We start from the raw sequence: 22,649 nt of genomic DNA, 5'->3' as shown, positions 1-22,649 counted from the left end.
GCAAATCATACACTATAAACTAATTCCAATCACTTTAAATATACTCTTAGCTCCCAAAACTATAGATAAAGCAATGATTAGAATTCCTAGAATATTTTGAAATCTTGTGTTCTTATATATACCCATGACCGATTTTCTGTTTACTACCCAAAGCAAAAACACAGCAATAACCGGTAGTAAAATACCATTAGCAATTTGAGCAAATTTTATAATTTCTATTGGTTTTATATTAAATGACAAAAAGAATAAACCCAATCCTAAAATTAGCATCCAAACGAATCTAAACCTGATGTCTTTTAGGCCTGCCCTCCAACCAAAACAACTATTAGCTACGTACGCCGCCGCCAAGGGTGCGGTAATTGCAGAGGTAATCCCTGCAGCAAAAAGTCCCGCTCCCATAAAATATCTGGAACTTGCTCCATATAAAGGCTCCAAGGCCTGAGCCATATCCATCACATTGGAAACTTCAGAGTTGGTTATGGCCGAAGCCGATACAATAATACATATAGATACAAAGCCACCAAGCACCACTGCAACCACAGTATCTCTTCTTGCCGCCGGCAAGCCTTTTATTGTTTTCCATTTTTCACTGACCAAAGAGGCATGTAAAAACAAATTATAGGGCACTACCGTAGTACCCACCAACGCAATAATGGTAAGTATACTGTCTTGCGGAATATTAGGAATAAAGAGACCTTTTAACACGTCTAGCACTGCAGGCCCCGTTAATAAAGCCGTTAAAATAAAGGAAAAACTCATCACCAAAACCAAAGCAACAAATACCTTTTCCAAAACCTTATAACTACCGAGATACAACAAAACGAATGCTATGGAACCTATGATATATGGATACACCAAACTGTACTTACTTCCTAACAAGGCTTGCATTCCTAAAACCGCGCCACCAAGATTTCCTGCTTCATAAGCGGCATTTCCAATTACAATAGCTGCAAGGATGACCCCAACTACTGCAAAACGCAACCATTTTGTTCGTAATTCTTGTTTAATCACATCTGCAAGACCTTGCTGGGTAACTATTCCTAGTCTAGCCGCCATACCTTGCAGCACAATTGTCGCCACGATAGATAGCACCATAGCCCATAGGAGTGCATACCCGAAACCAACACCGGCCAGAATACAGGCGGTTACGGTACCCGGACCAATGAATGCCGCTGCAATTAAAACTCCGGGCCCACTATTTTTGAACATAGATGATTGGATTTCTGTAAATATAGATGCAAAAAGTGAAAAATAAAGAAAACAGCTAAGGTCATTTTCACCACAATTTTAACATTTTAAAGTACCGTTCATCTAAAAAATTGCAGTTCGTCTAAAAGTTGGGTGCCATACATCGATCAATCATACTAATCCTAAAAATCCATGGTTATACTATTCCCCAAACCTAAAATTAACCTACTTAATGATTTGTTTAGAATGTAAAAAAGAATTAGGCTACGTAGACCATAAAAATGCAATGGACAGCCTTGGTGTAGAACTTTGTTTTGAACACCATAAACGCATGAAAGCCTTAATCGTAAAAAACGATACCCCATTAGAAGCGATTCAGCTTTATTACGGACTTAAAGAAGCCGGAGTAAATGCTATGCTAGAATGGTGGGACGGACACAAGTCCGTGGACATTGCTATTTCTAGAGTAAAACTAAATATAGAAATAGACTCGGAATATGAAAAACTGACCGAGGAGCAGGCCATAAATAACTTAGAGCAAGCCATGCATTCCTTTAAAAACGGATTTACCACGATTCGAATTCCCCACATTGTGGTACGGTATTATTTAAATGAGACCGTAAAGAATATCATAGGAATTATGGAAGGTCTTAAAGCCAACATAAAGATGATTTAAAAACAGAATTATGGTAACCAACAAAAAAGTTCTAAAAACACCGTTGCGCATCTCTATTGTTACACTTCTAATAGGTATGGCAATGCGTATGCTAGATTGGCCTTACGCCGCCGGTGTGCTTTTTACAGCCTTTTTAGCAATAGGGGTTTTATATGCCATCCGATTTTTAAAAAAGGATAATAAAAAACCGGTAGCCTTTGTAAAAGTGATTTTAGTACTTTTTTGGACCACAAATGGTTTATTGCGTATAATGGATTTTCCCTATACGTTAGTCTTTCAAATTGGAACAGCAATTACTTTTGTCACCTGGTTTGCCATGGAGGGCACCGCTTATTTTATGGATGAAGACCGAAAAGCTAGAAATAGCATTGTAGAGATTTTTTGGAACTTTGCCATGGTCGTTGGTGTGCTGATCATCATTGGCGGTGGACTAATGCACTTACTAGAATGGGAATATTCCATAACCACATTGACCACAGGCCTTACGATTGTAACTGCATATATTTTAAAAGATGTTTTTAGTCCCAGCAAGGAGAACGTTAACAATGAAAATAACAAAGAATTACACATATAAAAATAATCCCAGAATCTTTAATTACCTACTTTTCTAGTTCTTTTAAAGTGACTTAAGTACTCACTAGACAAAGGATTTAGAGCAAAGAGAATGGCGAGAAGCTGTTGGAAATTCCAGCAGCTTTTTTTTATTTTAATACCGCAAGGTTTGTGTCTGGTATCTGTGAGGTTTTAAATCAATAATTAGTGTGCGTCAACTTCTCTACATTTTTGTATCTTAAACCAAAATTGGGAAACACATGAAAAACATAGACCGAAGACAATGGTTAAAAACTGCAGGACTCTCCAGTAGTTTTACGCTTTTAGGGGGATTAAGTACGATGGCCAAGGACCTGCCACACATAAACCAAAGCCCCCTTAATCCGGTAGCAAAACTAAATTCCAACGAAAATCCGTTTGGTCCCTCAAAAGCTGTTCGTAAAAAGATTACAGAGGCCTTTGATAATGCATGTAGGTATCCTTCTATGGTATTCAAACCCTTATTAGAGCAGATTGCCGAGAAAGAAGGGGTTTCTACGAAGCATATCGTAGTCACGGGAGGCTCTACGGAAGGCCTAAAAGCTACCGGATTAACATACGGTCTTGATGGGGGAGAAATTATAGCTGCCGACCCTACTTTCCAATCCATGATGACCTATGGTGAAAATTTTGGGGCTTATGTGCATCGGGTTCCCGTCGATACCAAGATGGGTCATGACTTGGAAGAAATGGAAAAAAGAATCAATTCCAAGACCAGATTAATATTCATTTGTAATCCAAATAATCCCACGGGTACACTGTTGGACAAAAATAAGCTACGGGATTTTTGTATTTCGGCAAGCAAGAAAGCTATGGTTTTTAGCGATGAAGCATATTACGATTTTATTACCGAGCCCGATTATCCATCAATGGTAGAACTAGTGAAGGAGAATAGGAACGTCATCGTTTCAAAAACCTTTTCCAAGGTGTATGGCATGGCCGGACTCCGAATAGGGTACTTGCTAGCTCGGCCAGATATAGCCTCGAGATTACAACAAAACATTATGGCCTTTACTAACGTCCTTGCCATCGAAGCAGCAAAAGAAGCTTTGGTAGACGATGAATTTTATAAATTCAGTATTGCTAAAAATGTTGAAGCCAAAAATGCGATTTATAAAACCTTAAATGATTTGGGACTGGAATACATTGAATCACATACTAATTTTGTGTTCTTTAAAACAGGGAGACATATTGACGAAATGATGACTGCCATGGAAAAAGAAAACGTCCTTATAGGGAGACCATTTCCCCCATTCTACGAATGGGCCAGAATAAGTACGGGGACTATGGATGATATGAAATTGTTTGACAGTGCACTTAAAAAGGTAATGGCAAGCTGAAAGATGTATTTCCATTCAAAATTCCTAATACTAATTCTATACACCTTTCCTTTAAAGCTATATTACTTAGACTTTAGCTTCTAACCAAACCACCAATGAAAAAAATCTTTTATACCTTTTTGGTCATTGTCGGCATAATTGTCGCCATTCTTTTGTTTAACACACTATCGCTTAGTTCCAAACAAGTAGTCTCTTTACCCTTTAAAAAGATAACTGTTTCAGATTCCGTCTACACCAATTTATCTAAAGCCATTCAATACCCAACAATATCATATAGTGAGGATGCGATACCGGATTCTACTGCGTTTAATGGTTTTCATCGCTATTTGGAGGAAACTTTTCCGTTGGTTCATGCAAATCTATCCTTAGAAAAAATAAACGAATACAGTTTGCTCTATACCTGGAAAGGTGCCGATACCAACAAGAAATCAATCATCTTACTATCCCATCAAGACGTGGTGCCTATTGATCAGCCTACCCTAGCCGATTGGGAAGCCGGACCTTTTGAAGGGAAAATTACCGATACACATATCATTGGTAGGGGAACCTTGGACGATAAAGGTTCTTTGATTGCATTATTAGAATCGGTAGAGCAATTGCTCAAGGAGTCTTTTGTACCGTCCCAAACTATTTACTTGGCCTTTGGACATGATGAGGAAGTTGGAGGTGCAAATGGTGCCTCTGAAATCGCCAAAGTGTTAAAAGAAAGAGGAATTAAAGCTTCCATGACCTTGGATGAAGGCGGTTTTCTAGCCGATGGATTAGTCCCGGGAATAGATAAAACAGTAGCTATCGTAAACCTTGCCGAAAAGGGATTTGCCTCTTTTAGATTGATTGTTGAAACTAATGGTGGCCATAGTTCCGCGCCCCCAAAGGAGAATACCATAGGGATGCTTGCGCAGGCGATAGTTGATTTGGAAGCAAATCAATTGCCCTATAAACTGGTGGAACCTATAAATCATCAATTGGAGTATATGGGTGCAGAACTGCCTTTTATAAAAAAAGTAGCTTTTGCTAATCCATGGTTGTTCAAAAAACCAATTCTCGAAGGGTTGAACGCTCATACAACCACGGCGGCCACGATTATTGATGGTGGTGTTAAAAACAATGTGATACCCACCGTTGCCGAAGCTACCATTAACTTTAGAATCCTACCTGGCGAGACTATTGAATCCGTGAAAGCACATATTGAAAGTACGATTAACCCCAAAATAAAGGTTGAGCCTGTAGGTTTTCTGACCAACCCCTCCCCTGTTTCCAAAATTGATTCGGATGCTTACAGGGCTTTGGAAAAAACCATACGCTCCGTTTTCCCAGAATCCGTTGTAGTACCCGGACTGGTTGGTGGTGGTACCGATGCGCGTTATTTCTATGAGGTATCGGACGATGTGTATCGGTTTTACCCCATTCGTTTGGCGCCGGATTCCATGACTCGTTTTCATGGTATCGATGAAAAAATAAGCAAGGAAAACTACAAAGAGATTATTGAATTCACCTATCAGCTAATCAAACAATTGAACTAAGTACGTTTTAAAATTTTTGTTTGCCAAGGTGCCAATAAAAAATGTTCGTCTTGGTTTTCAATACTATTGGATTTAAGTAAGCTGTAGTCGTTAGGCTCAAAATCGATGTTCCATAAAACGGGGGTATCCGCTAAATTATGGAGCACTAAAAACTCATGGGCATCATCCCATCGTTTGTAAGCATATATGCTAGGATGCTCCACATCAAAGCATTCATAATCTCCATAGACAAAGGTTTTATGGGCCTTTCTAAATGCAATCATATCCCTGTAAAAATTAAGTATGGAATTTGAATTGGTTTCTTGATCCGCTACATTCACTTTTTTGTAATTGGGATTTACGGCAAGCCACGGTTGTTCTCTTGAAAAGCCTGCATGCAATTCTGCATTCCATTGCATAGGTGTTCTGGCATTGTCCCTGCTTTGTGAATGGACGATATCAAAAAATAAGTCCATATCCTGACCGGCTTCCTCCGCTGCTTTCCAAGCATTTAAGGTTTCTACATCATTGTAATCCTCAATACTTTCATAAGCAACATTGGTCATGCCTATTTCATCGCCTTGATAGATGTATACCGTTCCTCTGAGGGTTAACAACAGTGCTGCCAACAATTTTGCCGAGGCCTCTATATATTCGGTATCATTACCAAAACGCGATACCATTCTACTAAAGTCATGATTACCCAGAAAGATACTTCCCCAACCTCCGTTTTTGAGAGCTGTATCCCAGTTGTTAAAAACCGCTTTAAAGGTCTGGAAATCAAACGGCACAGGATCATATTTTCCACCAAGGCCACAATCAATAAACATATGGTCAAAATGAAACACCATATCTAATTCCTGCCTAGCACTTTCCACATAAAGTGGCCCGTTCTTTAAATCGATTCCAGGACCCTCACCAACAGTCATTATATCATACTTATCAAGTACTTCTTGATTCATTTCATGAAGGTACTGATGGATTTTAGGCCCATTTGCATAGTAGTTGTTAATGGTATCTTGAAATTTCTCAAATTCCGAATTCGGGTAGGTCTGGTTTTTTGAAATCAAGGATATCACATCCATGCGAAAACCATCTATCCCTTTTTGGAACCAGTAGTTGATTACATCGTAAATCTCCTTGCGCACCTTAGGGTTCTCCCAGTTAAGGTCGGGTTGTTTTTTAGTAAAGTAATGAAGGTAATACTGTTCCGTTTTTTGGTCAAACTCCCAGGTACTGCCATTGAAAAAAGATTCCCAATTATTCGGTGGTCCCCCATCTTTTCCATCCTTCCAAATATAATAATCCCGGTATGGATTGTTTTTTGATTTTTTGGATTCGGTAAACCAGTAATGTTCGTCCGAAGTATGGTTCGCGACCAAGTCCATAACCAATTTCAATCCTTTTTCATGAACTTTTAACAACAGTTCGTCAAAAGCCGCATTTCCTCCAAAATCATCCGAAATGGTTCTGTAGTCGCTAATGTCATAGCCATTATCATCATTGGGAGACTCATAAACGGGGCATAACCAGATAACATCAACACCCAGTGATTTTATATGGTCCAATTTTTCAATAATCCCATAAATATCCCCTACTCCATTTCCTGTAGTATCCTTAAAGGAACGAGGATATATTTGATAGACTACACTCTCTTTCCACCATGTTTTATTCATGTACACTAAACTGTTTTAATTATTTAGGAGAAAATAAAATACGTGCTGAATACCATGACCGTAATAATGCCACCGATTAGAAAAGCATATTTCCAAGGTCTAATATCTATAGCATCTGTAGTAGTCTCTTCGCTTATTTCGGTTTTTGGTTTCAATTTGCCAAAAATAAGCATCACTATGATATTGAACACGAATAGAATACCCATCACATGTAAATAATGCGGATAGGCTTCGGCTGCGATGACACTAAGTTGTTTTGCATTCGTGATTCCTTGTGACTGGGCAAGCTCAAGGGCAGTCTCCCTAAAGTAGGGTTCAAAAAACAACAAGCTGGATAAATACAGTAACACACCGCCGATCATCACCACCTTTGCACCCAGCGCAGGTACTCTTTTCGTTAGGATGCCCGTCATTACCACTGCCAAAATAGGTACACTTAGACTACCCAGGGATTGCTGTATGTAACTAAACAATCCGTCAGGTGCAAAAGCAATAAATGGAGCTATAATCATAGAAATAACCCCCAAGACAAAACCAAATGTTTTACCCGCTTTAACGGTTTGTAAATCGGAAGCCTCTTTGTTAAAATACATGCGATACAAATCAAACCCAAAGAGGGTTGCACTACTGTTCAATAGACTATTGAAAGAACTAAGTACCGCACCAAAGAGAACGGCTGCAAAGAAACCTGTAAACGCACCGGGCAATACCTTTGCCACCAAAGCAGGATATGCTTGATCCGGATTATCCAATTCGCCACCAAAAACATGCCATGAAATAATACCAGGTAACACGACTATAATGGGAATAACCACTTTTATAAACGCAGCGAGTAACATTCCTTTTTGCCCTTCTTTAAGACTTTTTGCCCCAAAAACGCGCTGTAAGATAGATTGGTTGGTACCCCAGTAATAGATTTGAGCCAACATCATTCCTGTGAATACCGTTCCAAAAGGAATGGAGGAATCAACGGCACCCTTCATTTGGAATTTTTCAGGATTGGTATCCCATAATATTCCAAGTCCAACCCCCAAATCCCCATCACCAATGAGCATCAATCCAAAAACCGGTATCAAGAGCCCCCCAATTAAAAGTCCTATTGCATTAATTAAATCAGAGACCGCTACCGCTTTTAATCCTCCAAAAATCGCATAAACCATTCCAATACTTCCTATGGTGAGCACGCAGATCCAAATAACGGTCCATGGTTCAACCCCCATTAATTCTGGTAAATCGAACATGGTGCTAAACGCCAAGGAACCCGAGTATAAGATGGTGGGCAACAACACAATACCGTAGGCAAACAAAAACAATAAGGATAGTAGCGCCTTGGTTTCTTGATCGAATCTTTTTTCAATGAATTCTGGAATGGTGGTAATTCCCTTTTTCATGTATTTTGGCAATAGATAAATTGCCGTAAAGATCATCGCAATGGCCGCCAGTGTTTCCCATGCCATAACCATGAGTCCCTCGGTAAAAGCCTGACCATTCAATCCAACAATTTGTTCCGCAGAAAGGTTGGTCAACAATAAAGAACCTGCAATAGTGACCGCTCCAAGACTACGGCCTCCCAAATAATAACCATCTGCCGATTTTTCATCTGTTTTACGCGTGGCGTACCATGCAACAACAGCAACAAAAAGTGTAAATCCTAAAAAAGAAGCAATGGTAAGTATTCCCAAAATTGTTTGTTTTTAGTTGGTTTTTTAGCAAAATAATGAAAATACTTCTGTTTTAATGGGAATTTTGCAGTTCCCGCCTCATTTTTGATTGAAATGATGAACTCAAACGTTATAGCAATGCAGAAAGTGAATAAAAAAATAGGGTGCTTTACGTTTTAGTTGCCCAAGGCTTGCACATAAATTGTTTATAGCGCTAAAATTCTTGGTAATTTAAAGGTACTATAACTTACTAAAGTGTCGGGCAACTATCGTGTAAAAGCCCTTTCTCGAATTTGTAAAAACGCTTGATCTATTTCCAAAAAGAATCGCTTATAAATTGTAGTCCGATGGGTAAAGACTCCCGCCAAAAAGGCCAAGTATGCGCACCGTCTCTAACACGGTACTCATGGGGTATTTTACGCGTAATAAGCTCTTTGTGTAATTCGGCATTTCCCAAGGTAAGAAAATCATCGTCTCCACAATCAAAATAGATTTTTACTGTTTTTAAAAGATCCGGGTTCTTGGTTTTAACCAGATGGAGGACATCGTAATCCTCATAGCTCTTGTTTAACCTGCTTTTGCCTTTCTTACCAACCATATCTGGCATTGCTTTAGATACATACCCGTCCATGCCGTTTTGCTCCGAAGAAGTTACCTCTTCTTCCGTAAACACAGCAGAACTAAATGCTGCGCATACTCCAAACGTTTTATCATACTTTAAGGCTAATTTTAAGGAACCGGCTCCTCCCATGGATAAACCGCTGATTCCCGTATATCTCTTACCCTTTCGTATGCGGTATTCACTTTCAATATGAGGTAGTAATTCTTTTATGAACATATCTTCATACGGATAGGTGCCATCGGTTCTGTTCATATAAAGTCTATCGTCCCCATCAGGCATTACGATAACCATTTTTTGGATATTTCCTTCGGCAATTTCATGGTCTACAATATACTTCATACTCCCAGATTCAATCCAGTCCGTTTCGTTGCCCGTATATCCGTTTAGTAGATAAACGACTGGGTAATGACGTTTGGAAAAATCATAGCCATCTGGCAGATAAATTGAATAATTCACTTCCGTATTCAATAATTCGCTTTTCATACTAATACTCTCCAAGACCTTACTTTGAGCAAAAAGGGTACAGGAAATCGTAAACAGAATAACGAATAAGGCGCGGTTCTTCATATAAAATAATTTTTGAATTTTACAGAATGAGCAAAACCGTTTTGATGGTATGCTCTATATTGCTAACTTTTTTAAGCCTTTCAAGATAATGAAAGCATTTCAATACCGTAGCATAATTGGTTAAAAGTCATCAATATCTTTATTCCTTTAAGGGCTCTAAATCAGATTTGCACCCAAGTTATAATTGTTTACAACCAAAGCCACGGTATGGTTTTCGGTTCAGCTAAGTTCAAAACAAAATCAAGGTACAGCAGTAATTTCGTTAATTTATTGAGCTGTATTGCTATCGATTGAAGAATCAATCACCACTGATATTGCCACAAGTTCTTTACATTGTTTCTTAGCATCGTCTAGTTCAAAATCAAGTCCATGTTCCTGAATTTCCTGATAAGCACTTTCTAGTAAAATTGTAGCCGATTTTAAACGTTTTACCAAATTTTTATCGCGCTCAATAGTCTTTCGCTTTACAATACGAAGGGCGGACAAAAGATAGAAAACTAGCGCAATAATCACACAGCTGGGGATAATCACAAAGGCGGCCGCGATAGCAATCATAAAATTCGTCACCCGATTATCGAAAACTTCTCCCGCGTCGTTGTGGTACGCCTCATGACAGTGCGCTGGGCCATCAACGGGATAGAAAGCCGTGTCAATGATTCGTTCAAAGAGCAGCCAGTACCAAGGCACTTTGTTTGTTTCGTAGTAATGATGGCTATAATATCCTACCCGTGCCGAGATCGTATTGTCGGGATTTCCACCTGCTAGGGCATTTCCAAATTGGTCTATGGATATGAACAAATGAGATATGTATTGCCATACTTGGGAGTTTTTGGTAATCATAAGCGTAGGGTTGTGTCCTACAAAATAAAAAAATCATTTAAGTTTAGACATGTTTTTGATAGGTTTTCAATGATGTAACAGATTTTCCCTCAGTTGTCAAAGCTACAACGTTGGCCTGTATGCTAGGAGCTCTTCATTACGTCATACGAATCCGTAAAAGATAATTCAGTAACTTGGCTAGGGAAGCACAAGCAATAGGATTCCATTGCACTATGTTTTAGAAACGTAGGAGAAAAGTCATTGAACGAATTATGAAAAGAGGGTAAATGAAAAATTATTTGAAAAAAGCGCTACGCACAACAGGCATCATGATCACGTTACTTATATTAGTTAGCCTAACAGCTCAAGACAGTAAAAAGGTAGGTGTTGGTGCAGCAGCACCCAATGATGCAAAAGTCCTATTTGATGGCTCCAAAGCGCTACTAGATAAAAACTGGACCTATTGGGAAGGTCCAAGATTGGCCGCTAGATTGCCGTTAAGATGGCAAATAGAAAAAGACCCGGTAGATAATGGTACCGTGGTCAATAGCAATGACCCATCTGCCGCTGGCGGAAAATACGGAGCAGCGGATATCGTAACGAAAACCAAATACCGTGATTTTAGACTTCATGTTGAATTTTTAATAGTGAAAGAAGGAGGTAATAGTGGCGTCTACCTGCAAAACCGATACGAAATTCAAATATTGGACGGGGATAAAACCAAGCATGGAATGGGAGCCATAATCAATGAGTCCGAATCTCCTTACCATGCCTACAACGGCATTGGAAAATGGAACGCCTTTGATGTAACATTTAGAGCAGCGCGCTTTGAAAATGGTGTCCGAACCGAAAAAGCTAGGGTCACCCTATATTTCAACGGCCAGAAAGTACATGAAAATTTCGCTATCGATAAAGTGTGGGGCGGTGAAAATTCCGGTCTGGATGGCGGAGGCGCACTTACAGACATCCCAGGCGGTATAAAATTACAGGCCGAAGGCCATGAAGTCCTATATCGAAATATTTGGATAAAAGAACTAGATCTCAAAAAAGCCGAAACCGATTTTTAAAAGAGGAACTAGAATCCGCCTTCTACAACCGAAAAGCCATATCCATTCATATTCAACCATACACATGAAAAAAATTCAACTATTTCTAAGCCTCGTGCTCACGCTAAGCTTCGCGACCATCAACGCAAATACTACTACTAATGCTATTGAGGACAAAATGAAAATTTCCAACGATTCCCTGCGACTAGCTGAACTGGATACCTTCTGGGCCGAGGTTTCGAGAACTGTTCGCGATGGTGATTTTGAAGGGTATAAAGCAACGTATCATGAAGATGCCGTGGTGGTATTCACTACGGGAGAAAACAAAACATCAGTATCCATTGCCAAGGCACTGGAAAACTGGGCGCAAGATTTTATAGATACCAAAGCAGGTAAAACACAAAATAGTGTGGAATTCCGTTTTTCACAGCGTTTGGGTGATGAAAACACGGCACATGAAACTGGAATTTTTGCCTTCCAGACCCTCGATGGCAGTGCTAAAGAAACTCCAAAACAATTCGTGCATTTTGATGCCTTACTCGTGAAAAAAGACAATTCTTGGCTGCTGGTTATGGAGTATCAAAAATCCAAGGCCTCCGAAGAGGAATGGAACCTATTGGAATAATACTCGGGATGGCACTTATTTCAACTAACCGCTCCTTGAGCATAGAACCGCTAATTAGCACAGAGCGAGGGCGGATTTACTATATACAATCAAACTTTAAATCAAACTAAAAAAATGAAAGAACAGAATTTTAAAAATCATGGTAAACTTGTTAAAGGCTTCCATGGACTCTTGTTTATTGCCATAGTAGCTTTATTGATCGGTGCTATAAACAATCTTTTACGTTCTAGTAGTGATAACCTCTATTTGGCCTCTTTAGTAGTCCTGATCGCTGTTATATTTTTAATTATGGCGTGGTATGTACGCAGTTTTCCCTTAAAAGCACAGGATAGGGCCATAAAAGCTGAAGAAAATTTGAGGTATTATGTACTAACAGGTAAATTATTTCCTAAAGACCTAACGGTAGCCCAAATTATAGCACTACGTTTTGCGAGTGATGCCGAGTTGGCACCCTTAGTAGAAAGAGCTTTACAAGAAAACCTGACGAACAAAGAAATAAAAATGCTCATAAAAAATTGGAGGGCAGATGATTACAGGGTTTAAAATTTAATTATATACTTTACCAACAATACGCTTTTAAAATTTCGAAAAAGTAGCTTTTTGATTCAACAAAACAATACCTATCATTACAATGCCCGTACCGCACCCGCTAGTTTGTAACTAGATGCCTTAAGACTATGTTGGAGTGTCCTACGGTTGTGGGCACTCGTTGCAAACGAGCGCGAACCAAGCTATGTGTAATATGATTATTAAAAATACTCCAATTGAAAAACGAATATGTGATAGCCAAGCTCTTCCCACCAAAAACGGCAACGAATTGATGATCAATTTTACACAGAAGAATTTGAATGTGTAAAATTCTTATATTTATGTACGACTTAAACCTTATCCTGATGAAGACTACGAGAGCATTATTATTTGGCTTTTTGATTTTTACCTCACTACCTGGGTTTGCACAACCAAAGGAAACTGTTGAAAACTGGAAAGGCAAGACGGTACTGTTAATTGGTGCGCATCCAGACGATGACCACCAGTCCCATGGCACATTGGCGATGCTAAACAAAAATGGTAATGATATCTATATCCTGACCATGAGTACGGGTAATGTAGGGACAAAAGACCCAAAACTGGGAAAAGATGACTTGGCCAAAATCAGACGAATCGAACAATTGGACGCGATGAAACAAATTGGTTTATCGGAAGACAGATACATTAATTTAGGGTATGACGATGGTAGACTGGAATTTGCAAACAAGGAAGAAGCCATTGGTAAACTGGTCTATTACATTAGAAAGCTACAACCCGATGTTTTAATGGCTTTTGATCCTGGGTACAACTATCAGGTTTGGCACAAAAGTGATCATCGCGCTGCAGCCTATTTAGCTGCTGATGCGGTACGGGCGGCAGAATGGCCGTTGATGTATGAGGGACATATTATACAGGATAAATTAGAGGCGCATGTGATTCCTGAATTTCTTTTCTATGGCGGCAATGTGTCGGACAAAAATACCATTGTAAACATAACTGATTTCGTAGAACAGCGCGTCAACGCAGGCTCCAAATATGTAAGTCAGTGGACATCAGGATGGAACAATTATCTTGGACATGATATTGAAAACTATCCCGCCGCCGAAAAGGAAAAACTGTTTACTAACATTAGAAAGCGGATTAAGGTACTAGACGGAAAATCGGTCGAACGGTTTAGATACTACCAAGGAGCACCCGATTCCATGGGGCATGCGCCGAGGGATTAGCAAAGGGCACACCACCTAGCAAGTGAGAAAGATAAAAACCACTTTTTTGGATAACAGTTTTGTTTAAAAAATAGCTTCGTTAAAAATGATGGCCGCCTCCCGCTTAGTCCATGGCATTAAATCGTTTTGAAATCTCGGTAAGCCAAAAGCATTGTTCAGCCGACACGGTAATCCATGGCTTTCCCTCTTTTAGCCAATACCCACCGGGCGCTTGCAATTGGAGAACCGTGTTTAGCACAGGATGCGCAAGCCTCAAAAAGCGCTCGTCTTGCGTTACGGTATAAAGCGATGCACAGCCGGGAGAAACCTTTGCCGCCCATATAGTTTGAAGCGCTTTATTTCCGACCTGCTCAATTACATCTGCATATAGATGCGCAAGGGGTAATGCCACAGTACCGAACGTTTCTGCATACCGAGCGAAGAAATAGCAGGCAGCACCCAAAAAGTAATAACATTCGTTTTCATTACCTATGGTGATAACGTAGGTTTTGGAATCTGCATTCACAGGTATGGTTTTATCCAATACTCCGTCCGCGGTTAAGCGAATCCAGAATCTACCCTCTTCATCCTGTAACTGTAACATCTTTTCGAAATAAGTAAGAACTTTGTCCGCTAGTATTTTGTCGTTTAAACCGCAGGCGGCCATGCCTAAAAATGCGCTTGTACACAAGTCCTCTGTTCTCGTTTCCAATTCCGAAGGGAATGTTGCCAGTCCCCCACTTTCGCTGTTATGATATTTCAATACATAGCCTAGTAACTTATTGGTAAGGGTAGTATCCCGAAGTTCTATAGCAGCCAATACAAGCCACAAGTTGGCATATAGGTGAAATTCCTTATGAAAACCGGAACGCTGTGATAAATAGTCCCCATTGAATTGAAGGCACTGCTCATTTATCCAATTTAGTAGACGGGCCGCTTCGCTCTTTTGACCACAAGCAATAAATGCTAGCGGCCATTTATAGTAGGAAACCGGATCAGGATGACTACTGTTATACAGGTTTGATTGCGCTATATGTTGTAGCATCCATTTCTCACATAGGTTAGCGGCACGGGAAGCATCATTACTAAGGTCCGGAATACTCATTGTCGTTATAAATTTAATGTTATGTTCACCGTGCTTGCCCACAGTTGTAAGCTTACCAACAGTTCTATATATAGTGTTATTACCCCAACCACCCTTCTCTATCTAGACTCCGATACTGTATTGCCTCCCCAATATGATTCCCGTTCAACTCCGGCTCATTGGCCAAATCGGCAATGGTCCTGGCAACTTTTAAAATACGGTCATAGGCACGGGCCGAGAGGTTGAGTCGCTCCATGGCATTTTTCAGAAGGGCTTTTGAAGCATCGTCCAATACACAAAACTCCCGTATCTGTTTGGTGTTCATTTGGGCATTGTAATGGACATTTTCCAGTCCTTCAAAACGTTTGGTCTGTACTTCCCTAGCTGTTGTAACTCTTTTACGTATTTCTACACTACCCTCACCTTTTCGGTCTTCGGAAAGCTTTTCAAAAGGTACTGGGATGACTTCGATATGTATATCAATACGATCTAACAAGGGACCGGAAATCTTGCTCAAATAGCGTTGCATTTCTGCTGGTGAAGAGGTTACGGGAGCATCCGGGTCATTAAAGTAGCCTCCAGGACTTGGATTCATACTCGCCACCAACATAAAACTACTGGGATAGGTAACGGTAAAGCGTGCCCTAGAAATGGTGACCTCACGGTCTTCCAGTGGTTGGCGCAATACCTCCAACACCCCTCGTTTGAATTCCGGTAGTTCATCCAAAAACAAAACTCCGTTATGGGAAAGCGAAATTTCCCCTGGTTGCGGATAAGAACCGCCACCAACGAGTGCAACATCGGAAATCGTATGGTGAGGACTGCGAAACGGCCGCTGATTCATCAAGCCCATATTCTTTATCTTCCCTACCACGCTATGAATTTTTGTGGTTTCCAAGGCCTCATGTAGTGTCATGGGTGGTAAAATGGAGGGTAATCGTTTCGCTAGCATCGTTTTACCGGCACCAGGCGGACCAATCAATATAATATTATGACCTCCGGCGGCTGCGATTTCCATACAGCGTTTGATGCTCTCCTGTCCTTTTACATCCGAGAAATCGAACTCAGGAAAATCTAGGCTTTTGTAAAACTCTGCTCGGGTGTCAATAATGGTCTGCTCTAAAGGCGTTCCTTGGTCAAAAAACTCCAAGACTTGTTTGATATTATCTACACCGTACACTTTTAGGTCGCTTACAATGGCAGCTTCCTTGGCATTTTCGTTAGGTAGAATAAATCCGGTGTATCCCTCTTCTTGAGCCTTTATCGCAATAGGCAAGGCGCCTTTTATGGGTTGTAAACTACCGTCAAGGGACAGTTCGCCCATTATAATATACTTCTCTATTTCCTCCGACTGTATCTGACCAGATGCCGCTAAAATGCCTAAAGCTAAGGTAAGGTCGTAAGCGGAACCCTCCTTACGAAGGTCTGCCGGTGCCATGTTTATGGTAATCTTCTTTCCAGGAATTTTGTAACCGTTATTCTGTAATGCGGCAGCAATCCTGTAGTTGCTTTCCTTAATGGCATTATCCGGTAGGCCTACGAGATGGTAACCGATTCCTTTATCTATATTGACCTCTACTGTTATCGTGGTAGCTTCGACTCCAAATACAGCACTCCCGTAAACCTTTGTTAGCATTTTTATTCCTTTGGACTAAAAATAAGGATTTCCGTCGATCTTTGAATTTCTTCCTTATTCATCATCATTTTACGGAATTCCCCGTTGATGAATAGGTCTGCTTGATCTTTATAATGGTCACTAAATGGATTTCCGGATTGTCCCGTAGGTAAAATGCTTACACTATTTTCTACATCAGAAAAATCTATTACCCTTCGTGTAGATGGACCCGAGCTAATTTTATACCTACCTGTTCCATCGTAATTGAAATACATGTTGTTAATCACCTCTCGTGTTCCATGTGCTGGAAAAGGTCCTACATTAAAAAAGGATTTTAGCGCTTCTACCTGTCCTATCGGATGTGGATGTTCCAAGGTATGCACTTTCTCCCATGTCCAACTTTCCATATTGGGGCCAAAATCGGTTTCCAACGAGGTTACTGCCTTTAAAAATGCATCCTGTATGATGTTTTCAGCTGTTTCCTTGGTATCAGGCGTATCGACATTATCCCACCAAACAGAATTTTCTTTGCCTGCCATGGGGGCTATCACTCTTTTGTGGAAATGGGTACTTAAAAATTGCGTGAACATTGCCTTGCCCAATTCGTCCTTAAAGATATTCTCCAAAAGAAAATATTCCCATCGTGAATAAATGGTAGCCGCTATGCTTTCGATTGGATAATCCCCCTGCCATAAATTAAGCGTATCCAACATTTTAAGCTGCTCAGGGGTTAGCGCCGATACATCAATCATCTTAATCAAATTACTGACTATTGAAGGATTTACAGAAGAAGTAACATCGAGCATCATTTCACTTACACTTGACATATCCCAGTCATCCTTTGAATCCAGTAGTGTAACGATACGCTTACCCCTATTCTCGGGCAAATAATACCCTGGATATAACATGCCGGCAATAGAATCGGGTTGGTTATTGGCAGAATACACGTAGTTCCAAGGCGGATTAACGGCTTGTGGATTTTGAGAAAAATCAAGTAATTTTTTATCCAATGGCAAACCCTGATTCGGCTCAAAAACTAATTTGGAATTCACACTGTCCGGTATTTCATACAATTGGGCACTGCCAAACCAACCCACGTTCCCTATAGCATCACCATACATAATATTGAGCCCTGGAGCATGAATTTTAGGTAAGGATTTATAAAATTCTTCTAAATTGTTCGCCTGACTAATACCATAAAACGCATCGATAACCTCATTTTTCATTTCGGTGTATACCCAAGACATTGCAATAGGGCGTTCTCCGGTAACCTGATCGGCAATTCCGTTTAAAATAGGTCCGTGAACCGATTTTTTATAAGAGAAAGAAACGTCATCCGCATCTTTTACTTTTATCGTTTTGTTGGTCGTCTCATAAGCTTTCCATCCGGTCGCGGTTTTATATTCGTTATCATTTTCCGGATTATTTTCCTCGTAATAAAAATCAACATCATCATTTTCGAACATGGTCATCCCGTAGGCCAACTTTCGATTATGCCCCAAAACAGGAAAAGGTATACCTGCCATATGATAACCGTATTTGGAATACGTAGGCGTTTCTATATGTGCCTCATACCATACAGATGGTTGTGCAAAGCCAATATGGGGATCGTTCGTAAAGATTACTTTTCCGTTTTTTGTTTTTTCAGGTGCCAACACCCAACTGTTGCTACCCTCGAACATGGGGAGATTGAGCTTGCCGAGCGCATCCGAAACCATTGCGGTAATGGAATTCTGGACGGAATCCGACTCTGTTGGAGGATAATTCTTGATCCACTCTAAATCTGTAGAAGAATCTATTTCCAAATCCTCCAAATAAGCCGGTCCCAGTTTATCCTTGATATTGGTAAGTAAAGGGTCTGTCTTATGGGCCATGGCAAAACTGAAGGCCATATAGCCCATGGTATTATACATGTCCTTTAAAGTGAAATCAGCTTTATCGATTCCGGTCAAGTAAAATTCTACCGGCGTGGGTCCCTCGGCTATAAATTGGTTTACGCCATCTAAATACACCTGAGCCACTTTCACCGCATCTTTGCTCAAATCCAATTTGGAAACAGTTACCGCAGAAGCATCGTCTATGCCTAAAGCGAGAAAAAACTTATCCGTTCCCAATAAATCGACACCGAAAACCTCTGAAAGTCCGCCACTACCAATTCTTCTCAGCAGCTCCATTTGCCAGAGTCTATCTTGCGCATGAACATAACCCAAAGTTCTAAACGCGTCCTCCTCGCTTTCTCCGTATATGTGTGGAATGCCATAGGTATCATAGTACACCTGTACTTCGTTTTGTAGTTGGGGCAGGGATTTTGTGCCAGAATAATCCGGTTTTAAAGTTTGCATAAAAATAGCACCGGCAATCATCACAACAATGACCAAGACCAATACAATGAGTCCGATTTTTTTTAGAATTTTCATATCAGTTATTAGGGGAAGTTTGCCTCCAAGGTATGATTAAATTTTCGAAAAAAAACCGTTTAGCTCTGTATTTTATTGACAAAAGCTCACAATAGCCCTATTCTGTGGATTACTTCTCAAAGTTTTCAAGTCCCTCTAAAAGCCATGACCTATACGTATCCGCATCGCTATTCTGAATAGAACTATTAAGCACTTCTAAATCTGGGGAAAGCAAGACATAAAACGGTTGAGAGACTGCATTGAAGTTAATGTCTTGAAACGTTCCCCATTTCTGGGCAATGTTCTCGATGCGTTTTACACGACCGGAATCATACTGAAAATCGAATTGCTGGGCTTCAGATAATTCCTTTCGATCATCCACATATAGCGAAATAAGCACGTAGTCATTTTTTAGAATCGGAAAGATATCCGGTTCGCTCCAGACATTCTCCTCCATTTTTCTGCAATTGACACAGGCCCATCCGGTAAAGTCTAACAGAATAGGTTTATTATTTTCCTTGGCAAACGCCAAGCCTTCATCAAAATCTTTAAAACAATCGATACCCAAGGGGCAATCGCTTTCCTGCTCAAAAACACTGTAAAATTCTGGTGGCGGGAATCCGCTCAACAATTTTAAATTCGTAAGGTTGCTCACGCCAAGAATAAGATAAACCGTGAAAACAGCACTTAAAAAGCCTGTTGCCTTTCTTCCTAAGGATAATTTTTGTTTCGGCCCATCATGGGGAAAACGAAAAATACCAAATAGATAAAGCGTCATCAACAAACCTAATAGAATCCAAATACCTAAAAATACCTCGCGTTTTAGAATACCCCAATGGCCCACCAAATCGGCATTGGAAAGGAATTTTAAGGCAAGTCCAAGCTCTAAGAAACCAAGTACCACTTTTACGGTGGTCATCCATCCACCGGATTTAGGCAAGGAATTTAACCACGCAGGAAACAAGGCGAACAATGCAAACGGTAAGGCTAGCGCGACACCAAAACCTGTCATACCTGCGGTAAGATTAATGGCAACATCACCTTCTGCCAAGGTAGTACCTCCCAATAGTCCACCTAAGATAGGTCCGGTACACGAAAACGAAACAATAGCCAAGGTAACCGCCATAAAAAAGATACCCAAAGCGCCACCTACTTTTGAGGAGGCAGCATCCATTTTATTGGCCCACGAACTAGGTAGCGTTAGTTCATAATATCCAAAAAAGGAAAAGGCAAAAAAGACGAAAATGGCAAAAAAGGCCAGATTGAGCCATACATTGGTCGCTATGGTATTGAGTATTTGTGAATCTACCGAATCGAACAAATGAAAGGGCAGACTTAATAAAAAGTAAATCAGTACAATGAAAAAACCATATAACAGGGCGTTCGCGATTCCCTTGGATTTCTTTTGAGAATGTTTGGTGAAAAACGACACCGTTAACGGAATCATCGGAAATACACATGGCGTCAATAGAGCAATAAGTCCCCCTAAAAACCCGAGCGCAAATATGACCCATAAACTTGTGCTCGTTCCAATATTTTCTTGACCCTGGGTAAGCAGATCTTTATTCTTAAGGTCTAATTTTAAACTTTCGGAAAGTGCTTTGCTACGATCATCTACGTCAACTATTTCCTTCACTACAGCTTCGCCATTCAAAGAAAAAACAAAATCTATTTCGACAGGAATACAGACCTCCTTACAAACTTGATAATATAAGTTAACTTTTACTTGATTTATCTCTGAATTTATGAGCTTTATACTCTGTTTGAAAGTAACTTCTTCCTTAAAAAAAACTTCTTCTAAATCAAAAACCTCTACGTATTCCGATTCTGTTTCACTTTCCAAAGTTGGCCCCAATAAAATATAATCAACACTATCCTTTTCATAATAGAATTCACTCGGTCTAGAACCACCTTCTGGTGTAAACTGCGAATACACATGCCATCCTTCAAAGATTTTACCCTTGACGATGAGTTCAAACTCAGTTTCAGAAATTTGATTTACCTCGGTTTCCCAGATTACTGGATTTTCATCGTCCTGAGACTGCCCTAAAAACGGCAAAACAAAAAAGAAAAAACTTAAAATTGCTACTCTCATAATTGTACTTCTATTCTTAAAATCGCGGTTGTGTCTGCTCGCACTTTAAATCGTTCATCGGCTCGTTTACCAATAATCCAAACGATATCGTCTCCTGAGCATAGTAACCACTGCTTGCCTTTAAGGGGAACAGGAACTTTCTCATCCTTAAAGAACTTTGACAACTTCTTTTTCCCTTTAAGCCCCAAGGGATAAAAATAGTCGCCTTTCTTCCATTTCCTTACCTGTAACGGATACTTTAACGCATTTTTATCAACATAAATTATAGTAGAAGTGTTCTCATTTCTTTCGACTACATCCAAAAATGTTAAGGGAATAGGGGTATCAATCTTTTTATCCTCTTTGGAAATAGAAAAATTATCGATATCGTTCCTGTCCGACTCCAAGGACGAAAGCCATAAGTAATCCCTATCTTTCAATAACCTGTGGGTTTTAGATTCGATATATTTGCCGCTCATAGCATCTAACAAATCCCGTAAATTTTCAAATTCGGAAAAACCGTATTCTTGAAATAGTGCAAACAAATATCCTTCTAGAGGAACTAACTTTCTTAATTCTTCTATGGCTATTTTAAAATCGCCGTTTTCATGCTCAAACAACTTAGCCTTTTGTTGGGCTAATTGCATTTTCGCAATCGAAGAAGTTTGGGATAAATATCTAGTGGTCAACTTAAAATTCTCTAAAAAGCTGGGATGCAGCTCCTTTAATAGTGGAACTACCTCAGCACGAATTTTGTTCCGCAAATATTTGGTATCTGAATTGCTAGCGTCTTCTCGCCACGTGAGTTTGTTTGCTTTTGCATAGTTCAACAATTCTTCTCTTGAAAACTTTAAGAGAGGGCGTGCGATTGTTTCTGTTTGATGTGGTATTCCAGTGAGTCCGTCTATCCCCGTTCCTCTAGATAAGTTAATTAAAAAGGTCTCTACAGCATCGTCCAAATGATGCGCTGTAAGCACTTTGGTAAACCCCTTGGTTTTCAATAATCCATCGAACCAGGTATATCGCAATTCACGTGCGGCCATCTGAACGGAAACCCTATGTTGGTTCACATAGCCAAGGGTATCAAAACGGGTTACAAAAAAATCGACATCCAGTTGTTGGGCCAATTCCTTAACAAAGGTCTCGTCGGCATCACTTTGCGACCCACGCAATCTAAAATTACAATGTGCCAGTGTTATATTTAGTCCAGCCTTATGACAAAGATGACTTAAAACTACGCTGTCCAAACCACCACTACAGGCTACTAATAGTCTGTCCTTCAACATAAAAGGGAAATGTTGGTCTATATGTGCTTTAAACTCGGTGAGCATTGGGCAAAGGTAGGATTTTTAATAGACGTCCGCTGTTAGATTTGAAATATGAGACTTGAACTCCTTTATTGTGCAGATTCAGTTATAAGAGGGCAACAATGAG

General features: G+C 40.0%; 18 protein-coding genes. 8 read left to right on the top strand and 10 right to left on the bottom strand.

The features are described from left to right. Positions 1–12: 12 nt before the first annotated feature. Complete coding sequence (locus MS6x_RS18125; RefSeq protein WP_482604072.1) at positions 13–1,209, bottom strand: Nramp family divalent metal transporter; 1,197 nt, start codon at positions 1,207–1,209, stop codon at positions 13–15. A gap of 211 nt (positions 1,210–1,420) precedes the next feature. Between MS6x_RS18125 and MS6x_RS18120 the strand changes: the two genes are divergently transcribed. The 4 genes from MS6x_RS18120 to MS6x_RS18105 all read left to right on the top strand — a co-directional run bounded on the left by MS6x_RS18120 (position 1,421) and on the right by MS6x_RS18105 (position 5,318). Next, positions 1,421–1,864 (top strand): hypothetical protein, encoded by a 444-nt coding sequence (locus MS6x_RS18120; protein WP_482604071.1) that lies wholly within the window; start codon positions 1,421–1,423, stop codon positions 1,862–1,864. 10 nt (positions 1,865–1,874) lie between these two features. Then, entirely contained in the window at positions 1,875–2,438 is a 564-nt protein-coding gene (locus MS6x_RS18115; RefSeq protein ID WP_482604069.1) for a hypothetical protein, read from the top strand. A 238-nt stretch (positions 2,439–2,676) separates the two neighbouring features. Next, the gene (locus MS6x_RS18110) at positions 2,677–3,795 is read left to right on the top strand and encodes a pyridoxal phosphate-dependent aminotransferase (protein ID WP_482604068.1); all 1,119 of its coding nucleotides are present in this window, start codon (positions 2,677–2,679) and stop codon (positions 3,793–3,795) included. Between the two features lie 95 nt (positions 3,796–3,890). Continuing rightward, complete coding sequence (locus MS6x_RS18105; RefSeq protein ID WP_482604066.1) at positions 3,891–5,318, top strand: M20 family peptidase; 1,428 nt, start codon at positions 3,891–3,893, stop codon at positions 5,316–5,318. Here the strand turns inward: MS6x_RS18105 and MS6x_RS18100 are convergent. The 4 genes from MS6x_RS18100 to MS6x_RS18085 all read right to left on the bottom strand — a co-directional run bounded on the left by MS6x_RS18100 (position 5,315) and on the right by MS6x_RS18085 (position 10,663). Further along, positions 5,315–6,973 (bottom strand): alpha-glucosidase, encoded by a 1,659-nt coding sequence (locus MS6x_RS18100; protein WP_482604064.1) that lies wholly within the window; start codon positions 6,971–6,973, stop codon positions 5,315–5,317. The two genes, MS6x_RS18105 and MS6x_RS18100, sit on opposite strands and share 4 nt — an antisense overlap. 23 nt (positions 6,974–6,996) lie before the next feature. Beyond that, positions 6,997–8,649 carry a solute:sodium symporter family transporter gene (locus tag MS6x_RS18095; protein WP_482607193.1) on the bottom strand — a complete coding sequence of 551 codons (1,653 nt, stop codon included), beginning with the start codon at positions 8,647–8,649 and terminating at the stop codon, positions 6,997–6,999. Between the two features lie 295 nt (positions 8,650–8,944). Next, positions 8,945–9,823: an alpha/beta hydrolase gene (locus MS6x_RS18090; RefSeq protein WP_482604063.1), complete on the bottom strand. Its 879-nt coding sequence runs from the start codon at positions 9,821–9,823 to the stop codon at positions 8,945–8,947. Between the two features lie 267 nt (positions 9,824–10,090). Further along, a complete protein-coding gene (locus MS6x_RS18085; protein WP_482604061.1) occupies positions 10,091–10,663 on the bottom strand; it encodes a hypothetical protein in 573 nt (190 codons plus the stop codon). A gap of 266 nt (positions 10,664–10,929) precedes the next feature. On the opposite strand from MS6x_RS18085, the gene MS6x_RS18080 reads away from it, so the two are divergent. From MS6x_RS18080 to MS6x_RS18065, 4 genes are all read left to right on the top strand, one after another. Beyond that, the gene (locus MS6x_RS18080; RefSeq protein ID WP_482604060.1) at positions 10,930–11,709 is read left to right on the top strand and encodes a 3-keto-disaccharide hydrolase; all 780 of its coding nucleotides are present in this window, start codon (positions 10,930–10,932) and stop codon (positions 11,707–11,709) included. 64 nt (positions 11,710–11,773) lie between these two features. Continuing rightward, positions 11,774–12,313 carry a Cif family virulence factor gene (locus MS6x_RS18075; RefSeq protein WP_482604059.1) on the top strand — a complete coding sequence of 180 codons (540 nt, stop codon included), beginning with the start codon at positions 11,774–11,776 and terminating at the stop codon, positions 12,311–12,313. 114 nt (positions 12,314–12,427) lie between these two features. Further along, on the top strand, positions 12,428–12,856 hold the full coding sequence (locus tag MS6x_RS18070; RefSeq protein WP_482604058.1) for a DUF6526 family protein: 429 nt from the start codon (positions 12,428–12,430) through the stop codon (positions 12,854–12,856). 350 nt (positions 12,857–13,206) lie between these two features. After that, on the top strand, positions 13,207–14,067 hold the full coding sequence (locus tag MS6x_RS18065) for a PIG-L deacetylase family protein (RefSeq protein ID WP_482604057.1): 861 nt from the start codon (positions 13,207–13,209) through the stop codon (positions 14,065–14,067). 103 nt (positions 14,068–14,170) lie between these two features. Here MS6x_RS18065 and MS6x_RS18060 read toward each other — a convergent pair whose 3' ends face one another. The 5 genes from MS6x_RS18060 to tilS form a co-directional block, all read right to left on the bottom strand. Beyond that, positions 14,171–15,151: a hypothetical protein gene (locus tag MS6x_RS18060; protein WP_482604055.1), complete on the bottom strand. Its 981-nt coding sequence runs from the start codon at positions 15,149–15,151 to the stop codon at positions 14,171–14,173. A gap of 79 nt (positions 15,152–15,230) precedes the next feature. Next, positions 15,231–16,766, bottom strand: coding sequence for a YifB family Mg chelatase-like AAA ATPase (locus MS6x_RS18055; RefSeq protein WP_482604053.1), 1,536 nt, complete (start codon positions 16,764–16,766; stop codon positions 15,231–15,233). Between the two features lie 2 nt (positions 16,767–16,768). Further along, positions 16,769–19,162 (bottom strand): penicillin acylase family protein, encoded by a 2,394-nt coding sequence (locus tag MS6x_RS18050; protein ID WP_482604051.1) that lies wholly within the window; start codon positions 19,160–19,162, stop codon positions 16,769–16,771. A 109-nt stretch (positions 19,163–19,271) separates the two neighbouring features. Then, positions 19,272–21,236, bottom strand: coding sequence for a protein-disulfide reductase DsbD family protein (locus MS6x_RS18045; RefSeq protein ID WP_482604050.1), 1,965 nt, complete (start codon positions 21,234–21,236; stop codon positions 19,272–19,274). Next, the gene (gene tilS, locus MS6x_RS18040; protein WP_482604048.1) at positions 21,233–22,501 is read right to left on the bottom strand and encodes a tRNA lysidine(34) synthetase TilS; all 1,269 of its coding nucleotides are present in this window, start codon (positions 22,499–22,501) and stop codon (positions 21,233–21,235) included. The genes MS6x_RS18045 and tilS overlap by 4 nt, the downstream gene beginning before the upstream one ends. Between the last annotated feature and the right edge of the window lie 148 nt (positions 22,502–22,649).

This window comes from Maribacter sp. MS6, assembly GCF_056839185.1.
The sequence above is the reverse complement of the archived record's forward strand: the minus strand, read 5'-3'. Positions and strand labels throughout refer to the sequence as shown.

Coding starts and splice junctions, on each gene's coding strand:
- MS6x_RS18075 (WP_482604059.1), top strand. CDS start 11,774: ATGAAAAAAATTCAACTATTTCTAAGCCTCGTGCTCACGCTAAGCTTC.
- MS6x_RS18085 (WP_482604061.1), bottom strand. CDS start 10,663: ATGATTACCAAAAACTCCCAAGTATGGCAATACATATCTCATTTGTTC.
- MS6x_RS18080 (WP_482604060.1), top strand. CDS start 10,930: ATGAAAAATTATTTGAAAAAAGCGCTACGCACAACAGGCATCATGATC.
- MS6x_RS18055 (WP_482604053.1), bottom strand. CDS start 16,766: ATGCTAACAAAGGTTTACGGGAGTGCTGTATTTGGAGTCGAAGCTACC.
- MS6x_RS18120 (WP_482604071.1), top strand. CDS start 1,421: ATGATTTGTTTAGAATGTAAAAAAGAATTAGGCTACGTAGACCATAAA.
- tilS (WP_482604048.1), bottom strand. CDS start 22,501: ATGTTGAAGGACAGACTATTAGTAGCCTGTAGTGGTGGTTTGGACAGC.
- MS6x_RS18100 (WP_482604064.1), bottom strand. CDS start 6,973: ATGAATAAAACATGGTGGAAAGAGAGTGTAGTCTATCAAATATATCCT.
- MS6x_RS18065 (WP_482604057.1), top strand. CDS start 13,207: ATGAAGACTACGAGAGCATTATTATTTGGCTTTTTGATTTTTACCTCA.
- MS6x_RS18070 (WP_482604058.1), top strand. CDS start 12,428: ATGAAAGAACAGAATTTTAAAAATCATGGTAAACTTGTTAAAGGCTTC.
- MS6x_RS18045 (WP_482604050.1), bottom strand. CDS start 21,236: ATGAGAGTAGCAATTTTAAGTTTTTTCTTTTTTGTTTTGCCGTTTTTA.
- MS6x_RS18115 (WP_482604069.1), top strand. CDS start 1,875: ATGGTAACCAACAAAAAAGTTCTAAAAACACCGTTGCGCATCTCTATT.
- MS6x_RS18105 (WP_482604066.1), top strand. CDS start 3,891: ATGAAAAAAATCTTTTATACCTTTTTGGTCATTGTCGGCATAATTGTC.
- MS6x_RS18050 (WP_482604051.1), bottom strand. CDS start 19,162: ATGAAAATTCTAAAAAAAATCGGACTCATTGTATTGGTCTTGGTCATT.
- MS6x_RS18110 (WP_482604068.1), top strand. CDS start 2,677: ATGAAAAACATAGACCGAAGACAATGGTTAAAAACTGCAGGACTCTCC.
- MS6x_RS18060 (WP_482604055.1), bottom strand. CDS start 15,151: ATGAGTATTCCGGACCTTAGTAATGATGCTTCCCGTGCCGCTAACCTA.
- MS6x_RS18090 (WP_482604063.1), bottom strand. CDS start 9,823: ATGAAGAACCGCGCCTTATTCGTTATTCTGTTTACGATTTCCTGTACC.
- MS6x_RS18125 (WP_482604072.1), bottom strand. CDS start 1,209: ATGTTCAAAAATAGTGGGCCCGGAGTTTTAATTGCAGCGGCATTCATT.